Annotated in this window: 23 protein-coding genes; 19 read left to right on the plus strand and 4 right to left on the minus strand. The window is 69.7% G+C overall.

Annotated elements, in window-relative coordinates; all coding sequences use genetic code 11:
- Positions 1-2 precede the first annotated feature (2 nt).
- The 11 genes from AC4NN1_RS01140 to AC4NN1_RS01190 all read left to right on the plus strand — a co-directional run bounded on the left by AC4NN1_RS01140 (position 3) and on the right by AC4NN1_RS01190 (position 9,967).
- Entirely contained in the window at positions 3-653 is a 651-nt protein-coding gene (locus tag AC4NN1_RS01140) for a DUF1990 domain-containing protein (RefSeq protein ID WP_018186618.1), read from the plus strand.
- On the plus strand, positions 653-1,870 hold the full coding sequence (hemW, locus tag AC4NN1_RS01145; protein ID WP_018186619.1) for a radical SAM family heme chaperone HemW: 1,218 nt from the start codon (positions 653-655) through the stop codon (positions 1,868-1,870). The genes AC4NN1_RS01140 and hemW overlap by 1 nt, the downstream gene beginning before the upstream one ends.
- Before the next feature lie 70 nt (positions 1,871-1,940).
- Positions 1,941-2,975: a heat-inducible transcriptional repressor HrcA gene (gene hrcA / locus AC4NN1_RS01150; RefSeq protein ID WP_491954335.1), complete on the plus strand. Its 1,035-nt coding sequence runs from the start codon at positions 1,941-1,943 to the stop codon at positions 2,973-2,975.
- Positions 2,976-3,006: 31 nt separating this feature from the next.
- Positions 3,007-4,125, plus strand: coding sequence for a molecular chaperone DnaJ (gene dnaJ / locus AC4NN1_RS01155; RefSeq protein WP_491954336.1), 1,119 nt, complete (start codon positions 3,007-3,009; stop codon positions 4,123-4,125).
- A gap of 2 nt (positions 4,126-4,127) precedes the next feature.
- Positions 4,128-4,865: a 16S rRNA (uracil(1498)-N(3))-methyltransferase gene (locus AC4NN1_RS01160; protein ID WP_018186622.1), complete on the plus strand. Its 738-nt coding sequence runs from the start codon at positions 4,128-4,130 to the stop codon at positions 4,863-4,865.
- Between the two features lie 44 nt (positions 4,866-4,909).
- The gene (locus tag AC4NN1_RS01165) at positions 4,910-5,257 is read left to right on the plus strand and encodes a histidine triad nucleotide-binding protein (RefSeq protein WP_026302843.1); all 348 of its coding nucleotides are present in this window, start codon (positions 4,910-4,912) and stop codon (positions 5,255-5,257) included.
- Positions 5,208-6,332 (plus strand): PhoH family protein, encoded by a 1,125-nt coding sequence (locus AC4NN1_RS01170; protein ID WP_371130041.1) that lies wholly within the window; start codon positions 5,208-5,210, stop codon positions 6,330-6,332. The genes AC4NN1_RS01165 and AC4NN1_RS01170 overlap by 50 nt, the downstream gene beginning before the upstream one ends.
- Positions 6,329-6,796, plus strand: a complete 468-nt coding sequence (gene ybeY / locus AC4NN1_RS01175) for an rRNA maturation RNase YbeY (RefSeq protein ID WP_491954337.1) — start codon at positions 6,329-6,331, stop codon at positions 6,794-6,796. The genes AC4NN1_RS01170 and ybeY overlap by 4 nt, the downstream gene beginning before the upstream one ends.
- On the plus strand, positions 6,793-8,109 hold the full coding sequence (locus AC4NN1_RS01180) for a hemolysin family protein (protein WP_018186626.1): 1,317 nt from the start codon (positions 6,793-6,795) through the stop codon (positions 8,107-8,109). The genes ybeY and AC4NN1_RS01180 overlap by 4 nt, the downstream gene beginning before the upstream one ends.
- Positions 8,106-9,002 (plus strand): GTPase Era, encoded by an 897-nt coding sequence (gene era / locus AC4NN1_RS01185; RefSeq protein ID WP_018186627.1) that lies wholly within the window; start codon positions 8,106-8,108, stop codon positions 9,000-9,002. The genes AC4NN1_RS01180 and era overlap by 4 nt, the downstream gene beginning before the upstream one ends.
- A 35-nt stretch (positions 9,003-9,037) precedes the next feature.
- On the plus strand, positions 9,038-9,967 hold the full coding sequence (locus tag AC4NN1_RS01190; RefSeq protein WP_491954338.1) for a quinone oxidoreductase family protein: 930 nt from the start codon (positions 9,038-9,040) through the stop codon (positions 9,965-9,967).
- A gap of 12 nt (positions 9,968-9,979) precedes the next feature.
- Here AC4NN1_RS01190 and AC4NN1_RS01195 read toward each other — a convergent pair whose 3' ends face one another.
- On the minus strand, positions 9,980-10,606 hold the full coding sequence (locus AC4NN1_RS01195; RefSeq protein ID WP_491954339.1) for a hypothetical protein: 627 nt from the start codon (positions 10,604-10,606) through the stop codon (positions 9,980-9,982).
- A gap of 185 nt (positions 10,607-10,791) precedes the next feature.
- Between AC4NN1_RS01195 and leuA the strand changes: the two genes are divergently transcribed.
- A complete protein-coding gene (gene leuA / locus AC4NN1_RS01200) occupies positions 10,792-12,552 on the plus strand; it encodes a 2-isopropylmalate synthase (protein WP_491954340.1) in 1,761 nt (586 codons plus the stop codon).
- 34 nt (positions 12,553-12,586) lie between these two features.
- Here the strand turns inward: leuA and AC4NN1_RS01205 are convergent, their stop codons facing one another.
- On the minus strand, positions 12,587-13,273 hold the full coding sequence (locus AC4NN1_RS01205; protein WP_336123578.1) for a trimeric intracellular cation channel family protein: 687 nt from the start codon (positions 13,271-13,273) through the stop codon (positions 12,587-12,589).
- A 35-nt stretch (positions 13,274-13,308) separates the two neighbouring features.
- Here AC4NN1_RS01205 and recO point away from each other — a divergent pair, with 35 nt between their 5' ends.
- Both recO and AC4NN1_RS01215 read left to right on the plus strand, forming a co-directional pair.
- On the plus strand, positions 13,309-14,037 hold the full coding sequence (recO, locus tag AC4NN1_RS01210; protein ID WP_018186632.1) for a DNA repair protein RecO: 729 nt from the start codon (positions 13,309-13,311) through the stop codon (positions 14,035-14,037).
- A complete protein-coding gene (locus AC4NN1_RS01215; protein ID WP_018186633.1) occupies positions 14,034-14,840 on the plus strand; it encodes an isoprenyl transferase in 807 nt (268 codons plus the stop codon). Before recO ends, AC4NN1_RS01215 begins: the two co-directional genes overlap by 4 nt.
- 3 nt (positions 14,841-14,843) lie before the next feature.
- Here AC4NN1_RS01215 and AC4NN1_RS01220 read toward each other — a convergent pair whose 3' ends face one another.
- Entirely contained in the window at positions 14,844-15,407 is a 564-nt protein-coding gene (locus AC4NN1_RS01220) for a P-loop NTPase family protein (protein WP_491954341.1), read from the minus strand.
- A 60-nt stretch (positions 15,408-15,467) separates the two neighbouring features.
- Here AC4NN1_RS01220 and AC4NN1_RS01225 point away from each other — a divergent pair, with 60 nt between their 5' ends.
- On the plus strand, positions 15,468-16,145 hold the full coding sequence (locus AC4NN1_RS01225) for a DsbA family oxidoreductase (protein ID WP_491954342.1): 678 nt from the start codon (positions 15,468-15,470) through the stop codon (positions 16,143-16,145).
- Between the two features lie 67 nt (positions 16,146-16,212).
- Here the strand turns inward: AC4NN1_RS01225 and AC4NN1_RS01230 are convergent, their stop codons facing one another.
- Positions 16,213-16,707, minus strand: a complete 495-nt coding sequence (locus AC4NN1_RS01230; protein ID WP_018186636.1) for a glutathione peroxidase — start codon at positions 16,705-16,707, stop codon at positions 16,213-16,215.
- A gap of 63 nt (positions 16,708-16,770) precedes the next feature.
- Between AC4NN1_RS01230 and dusB the strand changes: the two genes are divergently transcribed.
- From dusB to AC4NN1_RS01250, 4 genes are all read left to right on the plus strand, one after another.
- A complete protein-coding gene (dusB, locus tag AC4NN1_RS01235) occupies positions 16,771-17,931 on the plus strand; it encodes a tRNA dihydrouridine synthase DusB (protein WP_026302844.1) in 1,161 nt (386 codons plus the stop codon).
- Positions 17,903-19,300: a deoxyguanosinetriphosphate triphosphohydrolase gene (locus AC4NN1_RS01240; RefSeq protein ID WP_491954343.1), complete on the plus strand. Its 1,398-nt coding sequence runs from the start codon at positions 17,903-17,905 to the stop codon at positions 19,298-19,300. The genes dusB and AC4NN1_RS01240 overlap by 29 nt, the downstream gene beginning before the upstream one ends.
- Positions 19,300-21,150 (plus strand): DNA primase, encoded by a 1,851-nt coding sequence (gene dnaG, locus AC4NN1_RS01245; protein WP_491954344.1) that lies wholly within the window; start codon positions 19,300-19,302, stop codon positions 21,148-21,150. Before AC4NN1_RS01240 ends, dnaG begins: the two co-directional genes overlap by 1 nt.
- A 71-nt stretch (positions 21,151-21,221) precedes the next feature.
- Positions 21,222-21,989, plus strand: coding sequence for an ATP-binding cassette domain-containing protein (locus tag AC4NN1_RS01250; RefSeq protein ID WP_491954345.1), 768 nt, complete (start codon positions 21,222-21,224; stop codon positions 21,987-21,989).
- Positions 21,990-21,998: the final 9 nt, after the last annotated feature.

The raw sequence follows: 21,998 nt of genomic DNA on the forward strand, positions 1-21,998 counted from the left end.
CGATGCGCCGCGGGAGTTTCCAGGCAGGAACCGTCGACTACGCCGCCGTCGGGGCCACGCAGGCCCCCGACCTCATGGGCTATCCGCCGAAGGGCACGACCCCGGCGGAGGCGTCGTGGCGTCTCGGCAGCGGCGAGAGCCGCTTCGTCACCTCGACCGAGCAGCTCCTCGGGTGGGGTGCCCAGCGAGGTGCGGGATTGCGCGTCGAAGATGTGCGCCCGGCATCCGGACCCATGTACTCGGGTGTCGGGTTCGACGCCGACGGCAACGCCGTCCAGCCGAGCAGGCTGGACGATGAGCAGCGCTTCGATGCGGACGGCACGCCGTTCGTCGGCGCCGGCACGACCGCGCACGTCCACGGCCGGGTCGGTGGGATGAGGGCGGATGCCGAGCTCCGCGTCATCTCGCTGATCGACGAGCCGCGGCGGGTCGGGTTCTCGCTCGGCACCGTCGGCGGCTCGGTCGTCAGCGGCGAGGAGTCGTTCCTGCTCGAGTGGCGGGACGACGACGAGGTGTGGTTCACGGTCCGCGCCTTCGACAAGCCGACCGGCGTGCTCTACCGCCTGTGGCGTCCCCTCGTGAAGCGTCGTCGTCGTGCGCTGTTCCAGGGGTACCTGCAGGCGATGTCGCCCATGTACGCCACCGGTTCCTGATGGGCTCTGCTCTTCCCCTCGGCGATCCCGCACCCGCCGACGGCGCGCTGCCGCACGACGTGCCGGTGGATCCCGACGTCGACTTCGGCGTGTACCTGCACGTGCCGTTCTGCCGGGTCCGCTGCGGATACTGCGACTTCAACACGTACACCGCGACCGAGCTGCGCGGTGCACGCCAGGACGCCTACGCCGACGAGGTGCTCCACGAGATCGCGCTGTCCCGTGAGGTCCTCGCGGCACAGGGACCCCTGCGTCCGGCTCGCACCGTGTTCTTCGGGGGTGGCACCCCCACGCTCCTTCCGCCGGGCGACCTCGCGCGCATGCTCGACGGCATCCGGGGAACCTTCGGTCTCGCGGACGGCGCCGAGGTCACGGTCGAGGCGAACCCCGACACGCTGACCGATGAGGTCGCGCAGACCCTTGCCGCTGCCGGCGTCACACGGTTCTCGATCGGGATGCAGTCGTCCGTGCCGCACGTCCTCGCGGCACTCGACCGCACGCACGACCCCGCGAACATCGCGACGGCCGTCGCGGCGGCGCGGAAGGCCGGGCTCGCGGTCAGCCTCGATCTCATCTACGGCGCGCCCGGGGAGTCGCTCGAGGACTGGCGCACCTCGCTCGAGACGGCGATCGCGCTCGCACCTGATCACATCTCGGCGTACGCGCTCATCGTGGAGGACGGAACGAAGCTCGAGCGTCAGATCCGCCGCGGCGAGGTACCCGCCCCCGACGACGACCTGCAGGCCGACATGTACGAGCTCGCCGACGAGCTGCTCGCGGCAGCCGGCTACGGCTGGTACGAGGTCTCGAACTGGTCGACGACTCCCGCCCAGCGCTCCCGCCACAACCTGTCGTACTGGCGGGGTCAGGACTGGTGGGGCTACGGCCCCGGTGCCCACAGCCACGTCGGCGGGCTGCGCTGGTGGAACGTCAAGCACCCCGCCGCGTACGCGCAGCGCCTGGCGCTGGGGGAGTCCCCGGCGGCGGGACGGGAGCGACCGGATGCCGAGGCCCGCCGCCTCGAGGTCATCCTGCTGCGCTCGCGCATCGTGGACGGCGTCGCGGTCGACGAGGCGACCGTCGCGGGGCGGCGGAACGTGGCATCCCTCATCGCCGACGGACTCGTCGACGGCGCCTCGGCCGTGCGGGGACGCATCGTGCTGACGCGTCGCGGACGGCTGCTGGCCGACGCCGTCGTCCGCGCACTCACCGAGTGATCCGAGCAGATCGCTTCTCGCGCGGTAGAATTGGCACTCCCAGAACGAGAGTGCCAGCGGAGGAGGGGTGATGGTCTCGGAACGCGGTCTTCAGGTGTTGCGTGCGATCGTCCAGGACTACGTCGACACGCGCGAGCCGGTCGGCAGTAAAGCGATCGTCGACCGTCACCAGTTCGGCGTCTCCGCGGCAACCATCCGCAACGACATGGCGCTCCTCGAAGACGAAGAGCTGATCACCGCGCCCCACACGTCGTCGGGCCGTGTACCCACCGACAAGGGGTACCGCGTCTTCGTCGACCACCTCGCCGACGTCCGCCCCCTCACCTCTGCGCAGCGCTCCGCGATCGGCGCCTTCCTCGAGGACACCGGTGACCTCGACGACCTGCTCGTCCGGACCGTCCGCTCCCTGACGCGTCTGACCGGTCAGGTCGCGATCGTGCAGTATCCGTCCTTCGCGCGGGCGAACGTCTCGCACGTCGAGGTCGTGCACCTCGGCGGGCCGCGGATCGTCATCATCGTCGTGACCGACACCGGCCGAGTGTCGCAGCGCGTCGTGCTCCTGTCGTCCGAGCCGTCAGCCGACGAGGCCGCGCAGCTCAAGCTCGCGATGGCGTCGCTGCTCACGGGCAAGAGTGTCCGAGACGGCGCGGCGGCGATCGCGCGCATCCTCGAGGACGAGACCCCGGTCCCGCGCGAGGAGAACCGCCGCGTCGTGCTGCGCGCGATCGGCGAGGAGCTCGACGAGTTCCGCCAGGACCGCATGGTCATGGCGGGGTCCGCGACCCTCGCCCGCCGGGAATCCGACTTCCGCGGCAGCATCTACCCGCTCCTCGAGGCGATCGAGGAGCAGGTGACGCTGCTGCGGCTCATGGGGGAGATGGTCGCCGACGACCGCGGGCTGGCGACCAGCATCGGGCGCGAGAACGAGCCGTTCGGGCTGTCCGAGGCATCCATCGTCGCGAGCGACTACGACGCCGGCGGGTCCCACGCCCGCGTCGGCGTGCTGGGTCCCACACGCATGGACTACCCCACGAATCTCGCGGCGGTCCGCGCCGTCGCGCACTATCTGACGCGGTTGCTCGAAGAAGACGAGACGTCGCGCTGAACGAATCGGCCCGCGGGCCGGAGAGGTGATTGTGGCTGACCACTACGAGGTCCTGGGTGTCGCGCGCGACGCGAGCCCTGAGGAGATCAAGAAGGCTTACCGGCGTCTGGCGCGCCAGCTGCACCCGGACGTGAACCCGGGGGAGGATGCCTCCGAGCAGTTCAAGCTCGTGACGCACGCCTACGACGTGTTGAGCGACCCCGACCAGCGCCAGCGTTACGACACGGGCGGCGACGGAGGCGGCTTCGGCGGAGCCGGTGCAGGTGCCGGCTTCGGCGGTTTCAGCGACATCTTCGAGAGCTTCTTCGGCGGTGGCGGCGGAACCCGCGCCGGCCGTCCGCGGTCACGCCGCGAGCGGGGCCAGGATGCGCTCGTACGCGTCGACCTCGACCTCGGCGACGTCGTCTTCGGCGTCCACCGCGACATCGAGGTCGACACCGCGGTCCTCTGCGAGACCTGCCAGGGCTCGTGCTGCCAGCCGGGCACCCAGCCGGTCACCTGCGACATCTGCCACGGATCGGGCCAGATCCAGCGGACGGTCCGGAGCCTCCTCGGCAACGTCGTCACCTCGCAGCCCTGCACCACGTGCCAGGGCTACGGCACGACCATCCCGTACCCCTGCTCCACCTGTCAGGGCCAGGGCCGCGTGCGTGCACGTCGCACCGTGTCGATCGACATCCCGGCCGGCGTCGAGACCGGTCTTCGACTCCAGCTCCCCGGGTCCGGCGAGGTCGGTCCCGCCGGCGGCCCGAACGGCGACCTGTACCTCGAGGTCACCGTCGCCCCGCACGACGTCTTCAGCCGCGACGGCGACGACCTACTCGCGACCCTCGAGGTCTCGATGGTCGATGCCATCCTGGGAACGAGTGTGACCATCGAGTCTCTCGACGGATCCGTCGACCTCGACATCCGCTCCGGGGTCCAGGCGGGCGACGAGCTCACCATCCGCGGTCGGGGGATCACGCCTCTCCGAGGCGACCAGCGCGGCGACCTCCGGGTCGGCGTGCAGGTCGTCACGCCTTCGCACCTCGACCCGAAGTCGCGGGCGCTCGTGCAGGAGCTCGCGAAGCGGATGCGTCCGGCCCCGCCTCATCTGGCGGAGTTCCACCCGGGTCTGTTCTCCAAGCTCCGCGGCAAGTTCAAGCGCTGATCGTGGCCCTCCACTTCCTGATCGAGGATGCCGGGGCCGCCGGCCCGGGCGATGTCGTCCGGCTGACGGGGGCCGAGGCGCACCACGCCGCGGCCGTCCGTCGCATCCGGGTGGGGGAGGACGTCACGGTGGGTGACGGCCGCGGCGTGTGGCTGACCGGCACGGTCTCGGCCGCCGCGCCCAAAGAGGTCTCGGTCGAGGTCTCCACCCGCGCCGAGGTTCCCGCGGCGTCGCCGCGCACCGTCCTCGTCCAGGCCCTCGCGAAGGGCGATCGCGACGAGCTCGCCGTCCAGGCGGCGACGGAGCTCGGGGTCGACGCGATCATGCCGTGGCAGGCGGCCCGCTCTGTCTCGCGGTGGGAGGGTCCGAAGGTCGCCAAGGGCGTCGCACGCTGGGAGACGATCGCCCGTGAGGCGGCGAAGCAGGCGCATCGGCCGTGGCTGGCAGAACTCCACCAGCCGGTCTCCACGCGGCAACTGGCGGCACTCGCCCAGAACGCACGGATGCTGGTGCTCGAGCCGACGGCATCCGTTGCGCTGTCGCGCATCGAGATCGACGCGGCCGACGCGAGCGACGTGATCCTCGTCGTGGGACCCGAAGGGGGCATCTCGCCCGAGGAACTCGACCTGCTGCAGTCGGCGGGTGCGACGCTCGTGCGGCTCGGCGACACTGTGCTGCGCACCTCGACGGCGGGGCCGGCGGCCCTCGCCGTCGTCAATGCGGCCCTCGGCCGCTGGTGAACCGGACCCGACCGACGCGGGAAGGCGCTGAGTAGACTGGGAGGATGAGCGAGCCATCGGTGTTCACCCGCATCCTCCGGGGTGAGATCCCCTCCGAGATCGTCGCTGAGACCGACAACGCGTTCGCGATCCGCGACATCGCCCCGCAGGCGCCCGTCCATCTCCTCGTGATCCCCAAGACCGAGGACTACCGCGACGTGGTCGAGCTCGCGGCGGGCGACCCCGCCCTCCTGGCCGAGCTGGTCGGCCTCGCGAACAGTGTCGCCGCCGAACACGCCGGCGGCGACTTCAGACTCGTGTTCAACACCGGCCCCGACGCCGGACAGACCGTGTTCCACGTCCATGCACACGTGCTGGGCGGCGGGCTCACGGAAGGGAGCCTCGGTGGCTGACAGCGCCGAACCCACCGTCGCGCACATCTACGCGGACGGTGTCGCCATGGTGCAGCTGCTCGGTCCGCAGGACCGTCTGCTGCGCACCGTGGAACGCGAACACCCGGACGTGCAGGTACACGTCCGCGGCAACGAGATCACCCTGACCGGTGACGAGGGCGCCGTCGCGCGCGCCCACGAGCTCGTGGACGAGCTGATCGGCATGGCGAGATCGGGCCAGGGCCTCGACCCGAGCGACGTGACGCAGTCGAACCGCATCCTCCGCGAGAACAGCGGGATGCGTCCGTCCGAGGTGCTCGGCGAAGCGATCCTCTCGTCTCGCGGCAAGGTCATCCGACCCAAGACGCGCGGCCAGAAGGAGTACGTCGACGCGATCGAGGAGAACACGATCGTCTTTGGCATCGGCCCCGCCGGCACCGGAAAGACCTACCTCGCGATGGCGAAGGCCGTCCAGGCGCTGCAGCGCAAGGAGGTCAGCCGCATCATCCTGACCCGTCCTGCCGTCGAGGCGGGGGAGCGGCTCGGGTTCCTCCCCGGCACGCTGACCGACAAGATCGACCCCTACCTCCGCCCGTTGTACGACGCCCTGAACGAGATGATGGACCCCGAGCTCGTTCCCAAGCTCATGGCGTCGGGCACGATCGAGGTCGCGCCTCTCGCGTACATGCGCGGGCGCACGCTCAACGACTCGTTCGTCGTCCTCGACGAGGCCCAGAACACGACGCCCGAGCAGATGAAGATGTTCCTCACGCGCCTCGGGTTCGGCACGCGCATGGTCGTCACCGGCGACATCACCCAGGTCGACCTGCCGCAGGGCGCCTCGGGGCTGCGACTCGTCACCCGCGTCCTCAAGGACATCGATGACATCCACTTCTCGCGTCTGACGAGCGACGACGTCGTGCGCCACACGCTCGTCGGTCGGATCGTCGACGCCTACACCGCGTACGACGAGGAGAAGCTCGTGGCGCGACGCGAGCGCGACGAGGCGAGCGAACTCGCGAACCGCGCCGAGCGCCGGACGGGGCTCCGCCCTGCCGGCCCCCGAGACCGACAGCCCAAGCGAGGACGTTCATGACCATCGAGATCACCAACGAGTCCGGCGTCGAGGTCGATGAGACCGTGCTGCTGCGCCTCACCGAGAACAACTTCGGCGAGCTGCATGTCAGCCCCGACGCCGACCTGGCGATCCTCCTCGTCGACGAGGGGGCGATGGAGGCGCTGCACGTCCAGTGGATGGACGAGCCCGGCCCCACCGATGTCCTGAGCTTCCCGATGGACGAGCTGCGCCCGGGAACCGAGGAGTCCCCGACGCCTCCCGGACTCCTCGGCGACATCGTGCTGTGCCCCCAGGTCGCCGAGACCCAGGCCCAGGCGGCCAAGCACACCACGATGGACGAGCTCATCCTCCTCACGACGCACGGCCTGCTCCACCTGCTGGGGTTCGACCACGCCGAGCCCGAGGAGGAGCGCGAGATGTTCGGACTTCAGAAGGAGCTCATCGGCGCGTTCCACTCGAGCGAGCGCCACCGGCGCGCATGACCGAGATCCTCCTGCTCCTCGGAGCTGTGCTGCTCGTCGCGCTCGGCGGGCTGATGGCCTCTCTCGAAGCGGCGCTCGATGTGACGTCCCGCGCGGACCTCGCCGACCTCGCCGATGAGGCGCGCTCCGGCGCGGGTCTTCGCCGGATCGCCGCCGACCCGGACGCGCACCGGACGGCCGTCGTCTTCATCCGCATCCTCATCGAGACCGCTGCCGCCGTCATCGTCACAGTGGCGTTCACGCTCGTCTTCGACAACATCTGGTGGGCGATGCTCGCCGCAGTCGTCGTGATGACCATCGCCTCGTTCGTCCTCGTGGGCGCATCGCCGCGGGCCGTGGGACGTCAGCATTCGAAGGGGTTCTTGAAGGCGTGCGCCGGGCTCATCCGCGGGGCGCGCATCGTCCTCGGCCCGTTGGCGCACCTGCTGGTCCTCCTCGGCGACCGCCTGACCCCCGGCATCCACCGTGGGGCGTCCTTCGCGTCGGAGGAGCAGCTGCTGAGCATGGTCGATGAGGCCGCGTCGCAGGACCTCATCGAGGCCGACGACCGCGACCTCATCCACTCCGTCTTCGACTTCACCGACCGTTTCGTGCGCGCCGTCATGGTGCCCCGCACCGACATGGTGACCATGGATGCCGCGGCCACGACACAGGAGGCGATGACGCTCTTCCTCGACAAGGGCGTCTCCCGCATCCCGATCGCCGACGGCGAGGCCGACGACATCACGGGCGTCGTGTACCTCAAGGACCTCGTCCAGTTCGCCTACCGCGACGAGACCGCGTGGCGGGGCGTCCCGGTCGCGCAGATCGCCCGGCCCGCCGTCTTCGTGCCGGAGTCGATGCGTGCCGAGAGTCTGCTGCAGCAGATGAAGCGCGAAGCCGTGCACGTCTGCCTCGTCGTCGACGAGTACGGCGGCGTGTCGGGACTCGTGACGCTCGAGGACCTCATCGAGGAGCTGGTGGGCGAGATCGCCGACGAGTACGACCTGCGCACGAGCGAGGTCTCGGACCTCGGCGGCGGTCGATTCCGCGTGAGCACCCGCCTGGCCCTCGACGAGGTCGGCGACCTGTTCGGGATCGAACTCGAGGACGACGACGTCGACTCGATCGGCGGCCTTTTCGGCAAGGCGCTCGGCAGCGTCCCCGTCCCCGGCGTCCGCGTCGAGCACAGCGGGCTCGTCCTCACCGGCGGCACATCCCTCGGCCGGGGCCGCGGCCTCGCGACCGTCTTCGTCGAGCGCGCCGACCCACCGGCCGCCGAACCCGTATCCCCATCCACCGCAGAGATCCGCGTCGCGCGGGGATCGGAGTGACCGTGAGCAGCCGTTCCGGTTTCGTGACGTTCGTCGGACGTCCCAATGTCGGCAAGTCGACCCTGACCAACGCCCTCGTCGGCGAGAAGGTCGCGATCACCAGCGACAAGCCGCAGACCACGCGCAAGGCGATCCGGGGCATCCTCAACCGTCCGGGCGGTCAGCTCGTGATCGTCGACACCCCCGGCATCCACAAGCCGCGGACTCTTCTCGGGCAGCGACTCAACGACCTCGTCGAGCAGGTGCTCGGCGACGTCGACGCGATCGGGTTCCTCGTGCCGGCCACCGAGAAGGTCGGCCCGGGCGACCGGCGTATCGCGGCATCCCTCGACGGCTACGGCCGGGCGAAGAAGGTCGCGATCGTCACGAAGGTCGACATCGCGTCGCGCGAGGAGATCACCGAGCGGCTCATGGAGGTCGACGCGCTCCGCGAGGACTGGGACGCCGTCATCCCGCTGTCCGCGGTGACGGACGACCAGCTCGACGTCCTCGCCGACGAACTCCTGAAGCTCATGCCGAAGGGACCGCCGCTCTATCCGGAGGGGATGGTCACCGACGAGAGTCTCGAGGACCGGATCGCCGAGATCATCCGCGAGGCGGCGCTCGACGGTGTGCGCGACGAACTGCCGCACTCGATCGCCGTGACCGTCGAGGACATCGCCGCCCGCGAGGACAGCGACCTCACCGACGTCTACGCGAACATCGTGGTCGAACGCGACAGCCAGAAGGCGATCATCATCGGTCGCGGCGGCTCGCGGCTGAAGGACGTCGGTGCGCGCTCACGCGCCGGCATCGAGCCGCTCGTCGGCGGACGCGTGTTCCTGTCGCTCCGGGTACGCGTGGCGAAGGAATGGCAGCGCGACCCGAAGCAGCTGGGGCGCCTCGGATTCTGACCCGCGACGTCGGGTTATCACGGAAGGGCACACGCATGGCACAGGCATGGTTCGCGACCGGTCCGGAAGGACTCTCGGACTGGGAGCTGCGAGAGGTCGACGTCCGGGCGCCCGGTCCTGGAGAGGTGACGATCCGGGTGCGTGCGGTCGGGATGAACCCGGCTGATGTGAAGTACCCCACGCGTCCCGATGCGACGTTCCCCTTCCCGATCGGGTACGAGGTGTCCGGTGAGATCACCGCGCTCGGTGCCGGAACGCAGATCGGCTCGGGCGCGGCGACGGTCGGCGATGAGGTGCTCGCGTTCCGCCTGAGCGGCGGGTATGCCACCGAGCTGACCGTTCCCGCCGAGAAGGTCTTCGCCAAGCCGTCGACCCTCGCCCATCCCGAAGCAGCGAACCTGTTCCTGGCCGGTGCGACCGCCGCCGAGCTGCTCGAGCTAAGCGGTGCGCGGAGCGGCGACACGGTTCTGTTCCACGCCGCCTCCGGCGCGGTCGGAGTGAGCTTCCTGCAGCAGGCAGCCGTCCGGGGCGTCCGCGTCGTCGGGACCGCCGGAGAGCGGAACGCCGACGTCGTCCGGCGCTACGGCGGCATCCCGATCACCTACGGACCTGGCCTCGTCGACAGGGCGAAGGATGCCGCGGCGGGCGCGTCCTTCGTCGCATCGCTCGACGGCGTGGGGACCGACGAGGCGATCGAGGCCTCGCTCGCGCTCGTCGAGGACAGGACGCGCATCATCACGATCGTCCGTCGTGACCTCGAGTCGGAGGGCATCGTGGCGATCGGCGGGATGCTGCCCGCGAGCGCTGCGTTCCGCGACGCCGTCCGCGGCGAGCTCGTCGATCTCGCGCGGCGCGGACTGCTCGAGGTGCCCGTCGCCCGCACCTTCCCGTTCGCCGACGCGGTCCAGGCGGCGCGCTTCCTCATGGAGGGGCACCCCGGCGGCAAGCTCGCGCTGCTGCCGTAGCGGGAGCGTCGCTCAGCCGACGGATCTGAGCGCGGAGCGGATGATCACCTTGCCGGTCCCGAAGTCCTGGTCGGCCGCCTTCTGCCACGTGCCGTCGTCCCAGATCACGTCGACGTACACCCAGCCGTCCTGGTCGTGCATCCCCAGCATGTCGTTGCCGATCGCATCGGGGACGATCTTCTCGATCGTTGCGATGTCCTCCGCGGTGGCTGATCCGGTCTTCCCCTCGGTGGGATCGGGCGCCGGCATCGCATCGAACAGGGCGAGCGGCACCGGCGTTCGTGTCAGGGTGAACGTCGTGCCGTCGTACGAGCCCCAGACTGCGTAAGCCCCCCACGTCGACCCGCCCGTCGATGTCGCATCCAGCTTGCCGTCCCAGGACCATCCGGCGACGGGGATGCCGCTGCACTGCGGCGGTGCGGATTCCGCAACCGCCCCGAGACACAGCTCGACCGCCGAGCCGTCGTCGAGGATCGTTCCCTGGCCCCACACCTCGCCGGTGGGGTTCTCCGGTGTGAGCGCGGCGAGCGCCGATCCCGGGGGTGCTGCCGAGCCACCCGCATCGGCCGCGGCGGCGCAGGAGGTGAGCAGGAGGGCGGCGCCGGCGACGAGGACGGCGAAGGAGCGACGGTGCATCATGCCCGGAGAGTGTCAGGTCCGCGGCATCCGTCTCAGAATGTCGAGCGGCGCGAGCGGGGTGTAACGTGTCGGTATGCGCTTCTGCGGCCTCCTTCTTCGTCGCCGCGACGAGTCCTCGATCTAGGACCAACTCGTCGCGGAGGTTGTCGTGGGTCCGCACCAGTGACGAGAGAAGAAGCACCATCATGCGAAACCACCAGAAGCCCTCGGGCGCCCCGATCCACAAGTACCGCCCGTACCACGAGCAGATCCGTGTAGATCTGCCCGATCGCACGTGGCCTGACAACCGCATCGAGGTCGCGCCCCGCTGGTGCGCCGTCGACCTGCGCGACGGCAACCAGGCCCTCATCGACCCGATGAGCCCCGAGCGCAAGCGCGTCATGTTCGAACTGCTCGTGAAGATGGGCTACAAGGAGATCGAGGTCGGCTTCCCCTCCGCGAGCCAGACGGACTTCGACTTCGTCCGCCAGCTCATCGAGGACGACGTCATCCCCGAGGACGTCACGATCCAGGTGCTGACGCAGGCCCGCGAGCACCTCATCAAGCGCACGTACGAGTCGATCGCCGGCGCGAAGCAGGCCATCGTGCACCTCTACAACTCCACGAGCGTTCTGCAGCGCGAGGTCGTGTTCCGCACCGACCAGCAGGGCATCATCGACATCGCTCTCGAGGGCGCGCGCCTGTGCCGCCAGTACGAGAAGACGATCCCCGAGACGGCCGTCTACTACGAGTACTCGCCAGAGAGCTACACGGGCACCGAGCTCGAGTTCGCCGTCGACGTCTGCAACCAGGTGATCGAGGTGTTCGAGCCCACCCCCGACCGCAAGGTCATCATCAACCTGCCGGCGACGGTCGAGATGGCGACGCCGAACGTGTACGCCGACTCGATCGAGTGGATGAGCCGTCACCTGGCCCACCGCGAGAACATCATCCTGTCGCTGCACCCGCACAACGACCGCGGCACCGCGATCGCCGCGGCTGAGCTCGGCTACATGGCCGGCGCGGACCGCATCGAGGGATGCCTGTTCGGCAACGGCGAGCGCACCGGCAACGTCGACCTGGTCGCCCTGGGGATCAACCTGCTGACGCAGGGGATCGACCCTCAGATCGACTTCAGCGACATCGACCACGTCAAGCGGACCGCGGAGTACTGCAACCAGCTGCCCGTCCCCGAGCGCAGCCCCTGGGCCGGCGATCTGGTCTTCACCGCCTTCAGCGGGTCGCACCAGGACGCCATCAAGAAGGGCTTCGAGGCGATGGAGGCCCGCGCGAAGGCCGCGGGCGTCTCGGTCGACGAGATCGAGTGGGCTGTCCCGTACCTGCCCATCGACCCGAAGGACCTGGGGCGGTCCTACGAGGCCGTCATCCGCGTCAACTCGCAGTCCGGCAAGGGCGGCGTCGCCTACCTGCTGAAGACGGACCACTCCCTCGACCTGCCGCGCAAGCTCCAGATCGAGTTCTCCGGCGTCGTCCAGGCGAAGACGGATGCCGAGGGCGGCGAAGTCTCCAGCGGTCAGATCTGGTCGATCTTCTCGGACGAGTACCTGCCCGCCCGCGCGGCCGACGACAAGTGGGGTCGCTTCGAGCTCCTGTCCACGCGCACCCAGAGCGACATGTCCGGTGATGTCACGCTCGACGTCACCCTCCGCGACGGCGACGAGCATGTCGCGGCGACCGGCGCGGGGAACGGTCCGATCGCGGCGTTCCTGAAGGTCCTCGGCGAGCGCGGTTTCGAGATCTCCCTGTACGACTACGTCGAGCACACGCTCGGTGCCGGCGGCGACGCCCACGCGGCCGCGTACGTCGAGCTGCAGGTGGAGGATCAGCGCCTGTGGGGCGTCGGCATCGACGGCGACATCTCGACCGCGAGCCTGAAGGCGATCGTGTCGGCCGTGAACCGGGCGATCCGCAGCCGCATCCACGAGGGCGAACTGGCGGGCGTCTGACTCTTCCAGGAGGTCGCCGCCGAGGGGCGCCCGGTCACGGCTTGATGATCGGGATCGTCGAGGTCTCGACGGCGACCTTCCTGCGGTAGAGGGCCCGTTGCTCGGGCAGCGAGATGTCGAAGACCACGGCGAGCACGCGGATGACGGCGGTCACGGCGATGCACGTGATCGCGGCGGGCACCGCCGGGACCCCGAGGGTGTCGAGGACGGCGAGGACGGCGCATCCGACCGCGGCGGCGACGGCGTAGAGCGACCCGACGTGCATCATGGCGACGGGGAGTCCCATGAACACGTCGCGGAGGAGTCCTCCGCCGACGGCGGCACAGGCGCCCACGAAGATCGACGGGATCGGCGGGAGGCCGAGGGCGAGCGCCTTCGTCGTCCCCAGGGCGCCGAACATCCCGATCGCGACGGCGTCGAGGCCCACGATGACGGCGTTGAGGCGCTGGAACACGTTGGCGAGCAGCATCCCGATCAGCGCCGCCGCGGTGACGGTGATCAGGTAGCCGTCGCTCTGGAGGGCGACGGGTGTCGTGCTGAGCAGCAGATCGCGGATCATGCCGCCGCCCAGCCCCATGACGACGCCGATGATGGCGACTCCGAGCAGATCGAGACGACGCTGCCCCTGGAACCCCGAGGCGAACAGGGCTCCCTGTACGCCGCCGAGGCCGACGGCGGTGAGGTCTGCCCAGAGGGGGATGAGGAACTGCGGCTCGGTCACGCCTTCATTGTGCCTGGTCACGGGATAATCGATGGGTGCCCACCTACCGTGACGAGGTCGTGATCCTGCGCACCCACAAGCTGGGTGAGGCCGACCGCATCCTGACGATGCTCAGCCGTCGTCATGGCAAGGTCCGCGCGGTGGCGAAGGGCGTCCGCCGCACGTCGTCGAAGTTCGGCGCGCGGCTCGAGCCGTTCATGGTGGCCGACGTCCAGATGTACAAGGGCCGCTCGCTCGACATCGTGCAGCAGGCGGAGTCCCTGGGCGCGTACGGCGCCGACATCGCGACCGACTACGACCGGTACACGGCGGCGTCGGCGATGTCCGAGACGGCCGACCGCCTCAACGAGGCCGAGACGACACCGCAGCAGTACCTGCTGCTCGTCGGGGGGCTCCGCGCGCTGGCGCGAGGCGATCACGCACCGAGATCGGTCCTCGATTCCTACCTCCTCCGCGTCATGTCCCTCTCCGGCTGGGCGCCGTCGCTGCAGGAATGCGCGCGGTGCGGTGCGCCCGGACCGCACGACTGGTTCGTCGCGCAGCTGGGCGGCATCGTCTGCTCCGCGTGCGCGCCGGCGGGGTCGCCTCGGGTGAGCGCGGAGACCTCCGACCTCCTGCGTGCGCTCCTGGCGGGGGAGTGGGATGTGGTGGATGCCGCATCGGGCGGCGCCACCGCGGCATCCTCCGGTCTCATCGCGGCGTATGCGCAGTGGCACACTGAACGAGGCATCCGTTCCCTGTCCCACCTGGAGGCGCCTCGGTGAGTCCCAAGCCGTACACGCATCGCGACGCGGTGCCCTACCGCCCGCTCGACTGGACCGGCGTGTACCCGCCCGAGTTCCCGAAGGGCTCGGTCCCGGCTCACGTCGCGATCGTCATGGACGGCAACGGCCGCTGGGCCAACCGCCGCGGTCTCACGCGGATCGAGGGGCACCGCGCGGGGGAGGAAGTCCTCCTCGACGTCGTGGCCGGTGCGGTCCAGGCCGGGGTGAAGCACCTGAGCGTGTACGCCTTCTCGACCGAGAACTGGGCGCGCTCACCCGAGGAGGTGCGTTTCCTCATGGGGTACAACCGCGATGTGCTGCACCGTCGTCGCGACCAGCTCAACGAGTGGAACGTCCGCATCCGCTGGGCGGGCCGGAAGCCCCGGCTGTGGGGGTCGGTCATCAAGGAGCTCCAGTACGCCGAACAGCTCACGTCCGGCAACACGGGACTGACCCTCACGATGTGCGTGAACTACGGCGGACGTCACGAGATCGTCGATGCGATGCGCGCCATGGGGGAGGAGATCGCCCGGGGGAAGCTGAAGCCGTCGGCGATCACCGAGAAGACGCTCCGCCGGCACCTGTACGTCCCCGACATGCCTGACGTCGATCTGTTCGTACGTTCCAGCGGGGAGCAGCGGACGTCGAACTTCCTGCTGTGGGAGGCGGCCTACGCCGAGATGGTGTTCCTCGACACGCTGTGGCCGGACTTCTCCCGCACGGACCTGTGGGGAGCGATCGAGCTGTACCTCTCCCGCGACCGCCGGTTCGGCGGGGCGAAGGACGCGCCGACCGCGTCCTGACGGTCAGCGGACGTCGGCAGCGGGCCCCGCGAGCCAACGATCCACGTCGCGGGGGTGCGTGAGACGCACGACGGGCAGGTCGTACTCGGCGGCGACCACCGGCATCCGCGTCTTCCATGTGCGGTGCGTGCGCATCTCCCACCGGAGGATGTGACCGGGGTCGCGGAAGACCGTCCACAGCGGCGGCTCGACGTTGCCGTTCCAGAGTCGCTCGCGACGGATGCGGCGACGCAGGGTGCGGCGGAGCAGCCGCGCACGGGCGACCCGACGCGGCAGGTCGAGCCACACGGCGAGGTCGGCGCGCTCCCCGAGGATCTGTCCGCCGCCGGACCCGAAGTAGTTCCACTCCGACACCCAGCGATCGCCGTCGGCGACACGGCAGACGTCCCGCAGGAACTCGGGTCGCGTCGTCCACCCCGGTCCGTGGAAGAGCGAGTCCAGCTCGGTGTACTCAAGGCCCCACAGCTCGGCCAGCTGCCGTGCCAGAGTCGACTTCCCGACGCCGGTGGTGCCGGCGATCACGACGCGCTGCGGGCGGAACGGGAGCGGGGTGTCGGCCGACAGCATCCCGCCAGCCTAGGAGCGGCGGAGGGAATACCGCGAGGCCCAGGTGGCGTTGCACGGGATGTGACGGAACCCATCAAGATCGACGTGTGGAGCGATATCGCCTGCCCGTGGTGCTACATCGGTAAGCGGAACCTCGAGACCGGGCTGGCGGAGACGGCGACGGACGCCGACGCCCCCCGCGTAGAGGTGACCTTCCACTCGTACGAGCTGTCCCCGGACACCCCCGTCGATTTCGACGGAACCGAGATCGACTTCCTCTCGGAGTACAAGGGGATGCCGGCCGATCAGGTGCAGCAGATGCTCGACCGCGTGACCGGTGTCGCCGCCGACGCCGGACTCGGCTATCGGTTCGACATCCTCAAGCACACCAACACCGTGAAGGCCCACGAGCTGCTGCACTTCGCGAAAGAGCAGGGCCTCCAGAAGGAGGCGACCGAGCGTCTCATGTCGGCCTACTTCACCGAGGGCCGTCACGTCGGCAACATCGACGACCTCGTCGCGCTCGCCAGTGACGTGGGCCTCGACACCGACCAGACGCGCGACGCGCTGGAGTCGGGGCGGTATCTCGAGGCGGTGCGCGCCGACCAGGCTCAGGCCCAGGCCTACGGCATCCAGGGCGTTCCGTTCTTCGTCATCGACGGCAAGTACGGCGTGAGCGGCGCCCAGCCCGCCGCAGCGTTCGCGCAGATCGCCCGCCAGGTGTGGGCCGAGCGCGCCGAGGAGCCCGCCGCGAGCTGAGCTCTTCTCCCACGATGAAGGCCGCATCCCGGATCGGGGATGCGGCCTTCATCGTTCGTGCGAGGTCTCAGGCGAGGGCCTTCTCGATCGCCGAGATCACCTCGGGCTCGTTGGGCTTGGTTTGCGGGCGGAAGCGGTGCAGCTCACCGTCGCGTGTCACGAGGAACTTCTCGAAGTTCCACATGACTGGTCCCTTGGCGCGCTCGGCGTTCGGGGACTTCTTCAGCGCCTTATAGAGCGGGGCGGCGTGCGATCCGTTGACGCGCACCTTGTCCATGATGGGGAACGTGATGCCCCAGTTGACGGCGCAGTAGTCGAGGATCTCGTCCATCGACCCGGGCTCCTGGCCCATGAACTGGTTGCAGGGGAAGCCGATGACCTGCAGGCCCTGGTCGCCGTACTGCTTCTGCAGCTCCTCGAGCTGCTCGTACTGGGGAGCCAGTCCGCACTTGGATGCGACGTTCACGATGAGGAACGCCTTGTCGCCGAAGTCGCCGAGTGTCGCCTCCTTCCCGTCTGCGGTGGTGAACGGGATCTCTCGCAGCGAGGAGGTTTCGGTCATGTCTCCACGATAGGACTCGCGCAGATGCCCGATGCGCTCGCCGTCTGGGAGAATGTGAAGGATATGTCCACGACCCTCGCTCCGCCCGCGCCACTGCGCATCGGGCCCATCACCCTCGACGCGCCCGTCGTGCTGGCGCCCATGGCGGGCATCACCAACACCGCCTTCCGACGTCTGTGCCGCGAGTACGGTGCCGGCCTCTACGTGAGCGAGATGATCACCACTCGCGCGCTCGTCGAGCGGAACGCCACGACCATGCGCCTGATCCGCCACCACGAGTCGGAGACCCCGCGGTCGATCCAGCTCTACGGCGTCGACCCGGCCACCGTCGAAGCGGCCGTCCGGATCATCGTCGAAGAGGATCACGCCGATCACGTCGACCTGAACTTCGGGTGCCCGGTCCCGAAGGTCACCCGCAAGGGCGGGGGCGCGGCCCTGCCGTGGAAGACGGAGCTGTTCCGTGAGATCGTCGAGCGCGCCGCCAAGGCCGCGGGTTCGGTCCCGCTGACGGTGAAGATGCGCAAGGGCATCGACTCCGACCACCTCACCTACCTCGAGGCCGGCCGGATCGCCGAGGGCGCCGGTGTCGCCGCCGTCGCGTTGCACGCACGGACGGCGTCCGAGTTCTACTCGGGGCACGCCGACTGGTCCGCGATCACGAAGCTGAAGGAGACGGTGACGAGTGTCCCCGTCCTCGGCAACGGCGACATCTGGTCGGCGGAGGACGCCCGCCGCATGATGGCCGAGACCGGCTGCGACGGCGTCGTCGTCGGACGTGGATGCCTCGGCCGCCCCTGGCTCTTCGGTGACCTCGCGCGCGAACTGGGCACCGGCCACGCCGCCGATCCGGTCGACGCGACACTCGGGTTCGTCGCGGCCGCGTTCCGACGCCACGCGGAACTCCTGGTGGAGTTCTTCGAGAGCGAGGACCGCGGCTGCCGCGACATCCGCAAGCACGTCGCCTGGTACTTCAAGGGGTACCCGGTGGGCGGTGACCTCCGCGCCAAGCTCGCGACGGTCTCGAGCCTCGAGGAGATCGACGAACTGCTCGCGACCCTCGACCTCGAGGCGCCGTACCCCGGCGCGGCCGCCGAGGGGCAGCGCGGGCGTGCGGGAACGCCCAAGCGGCCCGCCCTGCCCGACGGCTGGCTGGACTCGCGCGAGATCGGCCACGCGGCATCCACCGCCCTCGCCGATGCGGAGCTCGACACCAGTGGCGGCTGAGGCGGTGACCGGCGCGAGCGTGGGCATCGCAGCCGGACGTCCCGCGGGCTACGACGACCACGACGCCGAGCGGTTCCATCCCGAGAAGCACCGTTCCCTCCGCGACGGGTTCGCGCGCGACCGGGCGCGGGTGCTGCACTCCGCGGGGTTCCGTCGCCTGGCAGCCAAGACCCAGGTGCTGAGCCCCGCGAGTCCCGACGACTTCGCCCGCAACAGGCTGACGCACTCGCTGGAGGTGGCGCAGGTCGGTCGAGAGCTCGCGATCGCGCTCGAGCTCTCGCCCGACGTGGTCGACACGGCCTGCCTGAGCCACGACCTCGGGCATCCGCCCTTCGGGCACAACGGTGAGCGTGCGCTCAACGAGTGGGCCGAGGACATCGGCGGTTTCGAGGGCAACGCGCAGTCGCTGCGCATCCTCGCCCGGCTCGAGCCGAAGGTCGTCGACGACGACGGTGAGAGCTTCGGGCTCAACTTGACGCGGGCGAGTCTCGACGCGACGTGCAAGTACCCGTGGACGGCCGATCACGCGATCCCCGACCCGGGTGGGCGGCAGAAGTTCGGCGTGTACGCCGAGGACGAGGCCATCTTCCACTGGATGCGGCAGGGTGCCCCCGGCCGGGTGCGGTGCATCGAGGCCGAGGTCATGGACCTCTCCGACGACATCGCCTACTCGGTCCACGATTTCGAGGACGCGGTGCTCAACGGTTACCTCGACCCCCGGCGCCTCGCGGACAGTCGCGAGCGCGAATCGCTCCTCACGGCGATCCAGTCGTGGGTGGGCCTCGGCTTCAGCCGGGACGAGTTGGCGGACGCGATGTACCGGCTGGTGCGGCTGCCCGAATGGATGACGGAGTTCGACGGGACGCGCGCCTCGGTCGCGCGGCTGAAGAACCTGACGTCGGACTTCATCGGACGCTTCGCGCGCGCGGCGACCGCCGCGACGCGCGAGCACTACGACACCCCGGCGTTGACGCGGTACCGGGGACGCATGATCGTGCCGCGCGTCATCGAGGCCGAGATGGCGGTCCTCAAGGGGACGATCGGCGCCTTCGTCGTGTCGATCGACGGTCGGAAGGGTCTCTACAAGGAGCAGCGTCGCGTGCTGAAGCGGCTCGCGTCGGCGCTCCTCGAGCGCCCCGAGCACCTCGACCGCGTGCACGCCGTCGACTTCGCCGCGGCGCAGACGGATGCCGAGCGCAAGCGCGTCGTGGTCGACCAGGTCGCGACCTTGACGGACCGCTTCGCGATCGAATGGCATTCCGCCCTCGTGGGGCCCGTCGACCTGCGGGAACTCGGACTGTGGCCGGCGGGATCGCGGGCGGTCGCGAACCCCGGCTTCGCGCTCCCCGAACCGATCGAGGGTCTCTGATGGCCCGCATCCGTCAAGCGGACGTCGACGAGGTGAAGGCCCGGACCAACATCGTCGACATCGTCGGCGAGCGGGTCGCCCTGAAGTCCGCCGGCGTCGGGTCGATGAAGGGGCTCTGCCCGTTCCACGACGAGCGGAGCCCGAGCTTCAACGTCCGTCCGCAGGCGGGGTACTACCACTGCTTCGGATGCGGCGAGTCGGGCGATGTGTACTCGTTCCTGCGGGCGATGGACCACCTGTCGTTCACCGAGGCGGTCGAACGTCTCGCGGGTCGGATCGGCTACCAGCTGCACTACGAGGACGGCGGCGCCGCCCCCGAGACGAGCGGTCGCACGCGGCTCTACCAAGCGAACACCGCCGCCGCGGAGTACTTCCGTGTACAGTTGGCGACGGCCGAAGCGGATGCCGGGCGTCGATTCCTCGGCGAGCGCGGCTTCGACGCCGGTGCTGCGGCGCACTTCGGGGTCGGGTACGCGCCGAAGGGCTGGAACAACATGCGCGACGCACTGCGCGCACAGGGGTTCACGGATGAGGAGCTCGCCACGGCGGGCCTCGTCTCGCAGGGGCAGCGCGGTGTCTACGACCGCTTCCGCGGACGCGTGGTCTGGCCCATCCGAGACCTCACCGGCCAGACGATCGGCTTCGGTGCGCGCAAGCTCTACGACGACGACCAGGGACCGAAGTACCTGAACACCCCCGAGACGCCGATCTACAAGAAGGCGCAGGTCCTGTACGGCCTCGATCTCGCGAAGAAGGACGTGTCGCGGTCTCACCGCGTCGTCGTCGTCGAGGGATACACGGACGTCATGGCATGCCATCTCGCCGGCATCACGACCGCGATCGCCACCTGCGGAACGGCGTTCGGATCCGACCACATCACCGTCCTCCGTCGCGTGATGGGCGACGACAGCGCGGCGGGCGAGGTGATCTTCACCTTCGACCCCGATGCGGCAGGTCAGAAGGCGGCACTGCGCGCCTTCGCCGATGAGAAGAGGTTCTCCGCCCAGACGTACGTGGCCGTCGCGCCCGATGGTCTCGATCCCTGCGACCTGCGGCTGAATCGCGGCGATGGCGCCGTGCGTGCGCTCATGGACGCCAAGGCCCCCATGTTCGAATTCGTCATCGATCAGAAGTTGGCGGGCTTCGACCTGCGGAGTGTCGAGGGTCGTGTGGGTGCTCTGCGTGCGGCGGCACCGATCGTTGCCGAGATCCGCGACTCGTCGCTGAGGCCGGGGTACACCCGGGTCCTCGCCCGCAAGCTGGGGATGGATCTGGGCGAGGTGACGCCGGCGGTCGAGCGGGCCGCGCGGGGCAATCACGCACCGCGCGAGCGCGGCCCAGCGGCTGCCCAGTCACCGGAGGAGGGTTCCGCGCCGGTGCGGGTGACGATGGCGACGTTGCCGCGGACCGCGAGCGTGACTCTCGAGCGAGACGCGCTCATGGGGGTGCTGCAGTACGGGCACGTCCTGGATGCCGCCGAGGTGGATGCCGCGCTTCAGATCCCGATGGAGCACCCCCCTCTCGAAGCGGTGCGCCAGGCGGTCACCGCTCAGCCGGATCGGTCGCGCGTCGGCTGGTCGACGGCGGCGGTCGACGCGACACGGGAGCCGTACCGCGGGCTCGCTGCTGAGCTCCTGACGTCGTCGTTTCCCGCGCTCACGGAGATCGAGGCGAAGGCGTCCGCACGAGCCATGTGCCAGCGGTTGCGGCTGCGCGCGATGGATCGCGAGAAGGCCGAACTCCTCGGGGCGGTTCAGCGGGTGTCGGCCGAGTCCGAGGAAGGTCGCGCGGTCCGCGTCGCGCTGCGGGACCTCGATCAGCGACGACGGACCCTGGCCGACTCGATCTGATCGGCGCCGATGATCAGCGCATCGACCTCGACGACTGGCATCCCCGGCTCGGAGAGGTGAGGATGGATCGCATGCCTCGAGTGAACGATCCGGATGCCGTGATCTTCTGTTCGGACCTGTCGATCGCTCGTGCGTCAGCCGACACACGCGTCGTCGACGGCGTGTCGATCCGGTTGATGCCAGGTGAGACCCTCGCTGTCATGGGAGCAACGGGCTCCGGGAAGTCGAGTCTGGCGTCCTGTCTGGCGGGGGCCGATCAGCGCGATCTTCGCATCGTGGGGGGCACCGGCGAGGTCGCCGGGATCTCGCTGCGTGCGCGGGGTCGTGCCCGCCGCATCCGCGGGTACCGCACCGGCCATCTCGCGCAGGGCGTCAACTCGTCGCTTCCCTCCCGCCTCACCATCTCCGAGATCGTCGCCGAGCCGATCACGGGGCGCGATCGGAAGGTCAACGAGCGCGCGCTCGCGCTCCGCGTCGCCGCGCTGCTCGACGAGTTGCAGCTGCCCATCGGCGCATCGGAGAAGTACCCGTACGAGCTCAGCTCGGGTATGCGTCAGCGGGTGGCGATCGCGCGGAGCCTCGTCCTCGATCCGCAGGTCCTCATCGCCGACGAGCCCTATGCCAACCTCGACGTGGATGTCCGTCCCGCGGTGCGCGACGCACTCCTACGCAGGATCGAGGACGGCATGGCGCTGCTCGTAGTCACCAACGAGCGCGAGCTCGTGACCGACCTCGCAGCGCAGGTGCTCGTCCTGCGAGCAGGTCACCCGGTCGGTGTCGGCCGGCACCTCGACGACGTGCTGTGGACCCCCGACGAGGCGACACGCATCGGCGGCTGATGTCACGAA

It is taken from the genome of Microbacterium sp. MDV22-iso44 (genome assembly GCF_058629135.1).

Excerpts from the sequence above, each read along its gene's own strand:
- dusB (WP_026302844.1), top strand. The coding sequence starts at position 16,771 with ATGTCCACGACCCTCGCTCCGCCCGCGCCACTGCGCATCGGGCCCATC.
- AC4NN1_RS01250 (WP_491954345.1), top strand. The coding sequence starts at position 21,222 with ATGCCTCGAGTGAACGATCCGGATGCCGTGATCTTCTGTTCGGACCTG.
- hrcA (WP_491954335.1), top strand. The coding sequence starts at position 1,941 with ATGGTCTCGGAACGCGGTCTTCAGGTGTTGCGTGCGATCGTCCAGGAC.
- AC4NN1_RS01140 (WP_018186618.1), top strand. The coding sequence starts at position 3 with ATGCGCCGCGGGAGTTTCCAGGCAGGAACCGTCGACTACGCCGCCGTC.
- ybeY (WP_491954337.1), top strand. The coding sequence starts at position 6,329 with ATGACCATCGAGATCACCAACGAGTCCGGCGTCGAGGTCGATGAGACC.
- AC4NN1_RS01220 (WP_491954341.1), bottom strand. The coding sequence starts at position 15,407 with ATGCTGTCGGCCGACACCCCGCTCCCGTTCCGCCCGCAGCGCGTCGTG.
- dnaG (WP_491954344.1), top strand. The coding sequence starts at position 19,300 with ATGGCCCGCATCCGTCAAGCGGACGTCGACGAGGTGAAGGCCCGGACC.
- AC4NN1_RS01165 (WP_026302843.1), top strand. The coding sequence starts at position 4,910 with ATGAGCGAGCCATCGGTGTTCACCCGCATCCTCCGGGGTGAGATCCCC.
- AC4NN1_RS01240 (WP_491954343.1), top strand. The coding sequence starts at position 17,903 with ATGCGGAGCTCGACACCAGTGGCGGCTGAGGCGGTGACCGGCGCGAGC.
- leuA (WP_491954340.1), top strand. The coding sequence starts at position 10,792 with ATGCGAAACCACCAGAAGCCCTCGGGCGCCCCGATCCACAAGTACCGC.
- AC4NN1_RS01180 (WP_018186626.1), top strand. The coding sequence starts at position 6,793 with ATGACCGAGATCCTCCTGCTCCTCGGAGCTGTGCTGCTCGTCGCGCTC.
- hemW (WP_018186619.1), top strand. The coding sequence starts at position 653 with ATGGGCTCTGCTCTTCCCCTCGGCGATCCCGCACCCGCCGACGGCGCG.
- AC4NN1_RS01230 (WP_018186636.1), bottom strand. The coding sequence starts at position 16,707 with ATGACCGAAACCTCCTCGCTGCGAGAGATCCCGTTCACCACCGCAGAC.
- AC4NN1_RS01170 (WP_371130041.1), top strand. The coding sequence starts at position 5,208 with ATGCACACGTGCTGGGCGGCGGGCTCACGGAAGGGAGCCTCGGTGGCT.
- AC4NN1_RS01195 (WP_491954339.1), bottom strand. The coding sequence starts at position 10,606 with ATGATGCACCGTCGCTCCTTCGCCGTCCTCGTCGCCGGCGCCGCCCTC.
- AC4NN1_RS01190 (WP_491954338.1), top strand. The coding sequence starts at position 9,038 with ATGGCACAGGCATGGTTCGCGACCGGTCCGGAAGGACTCTCGGACTGG.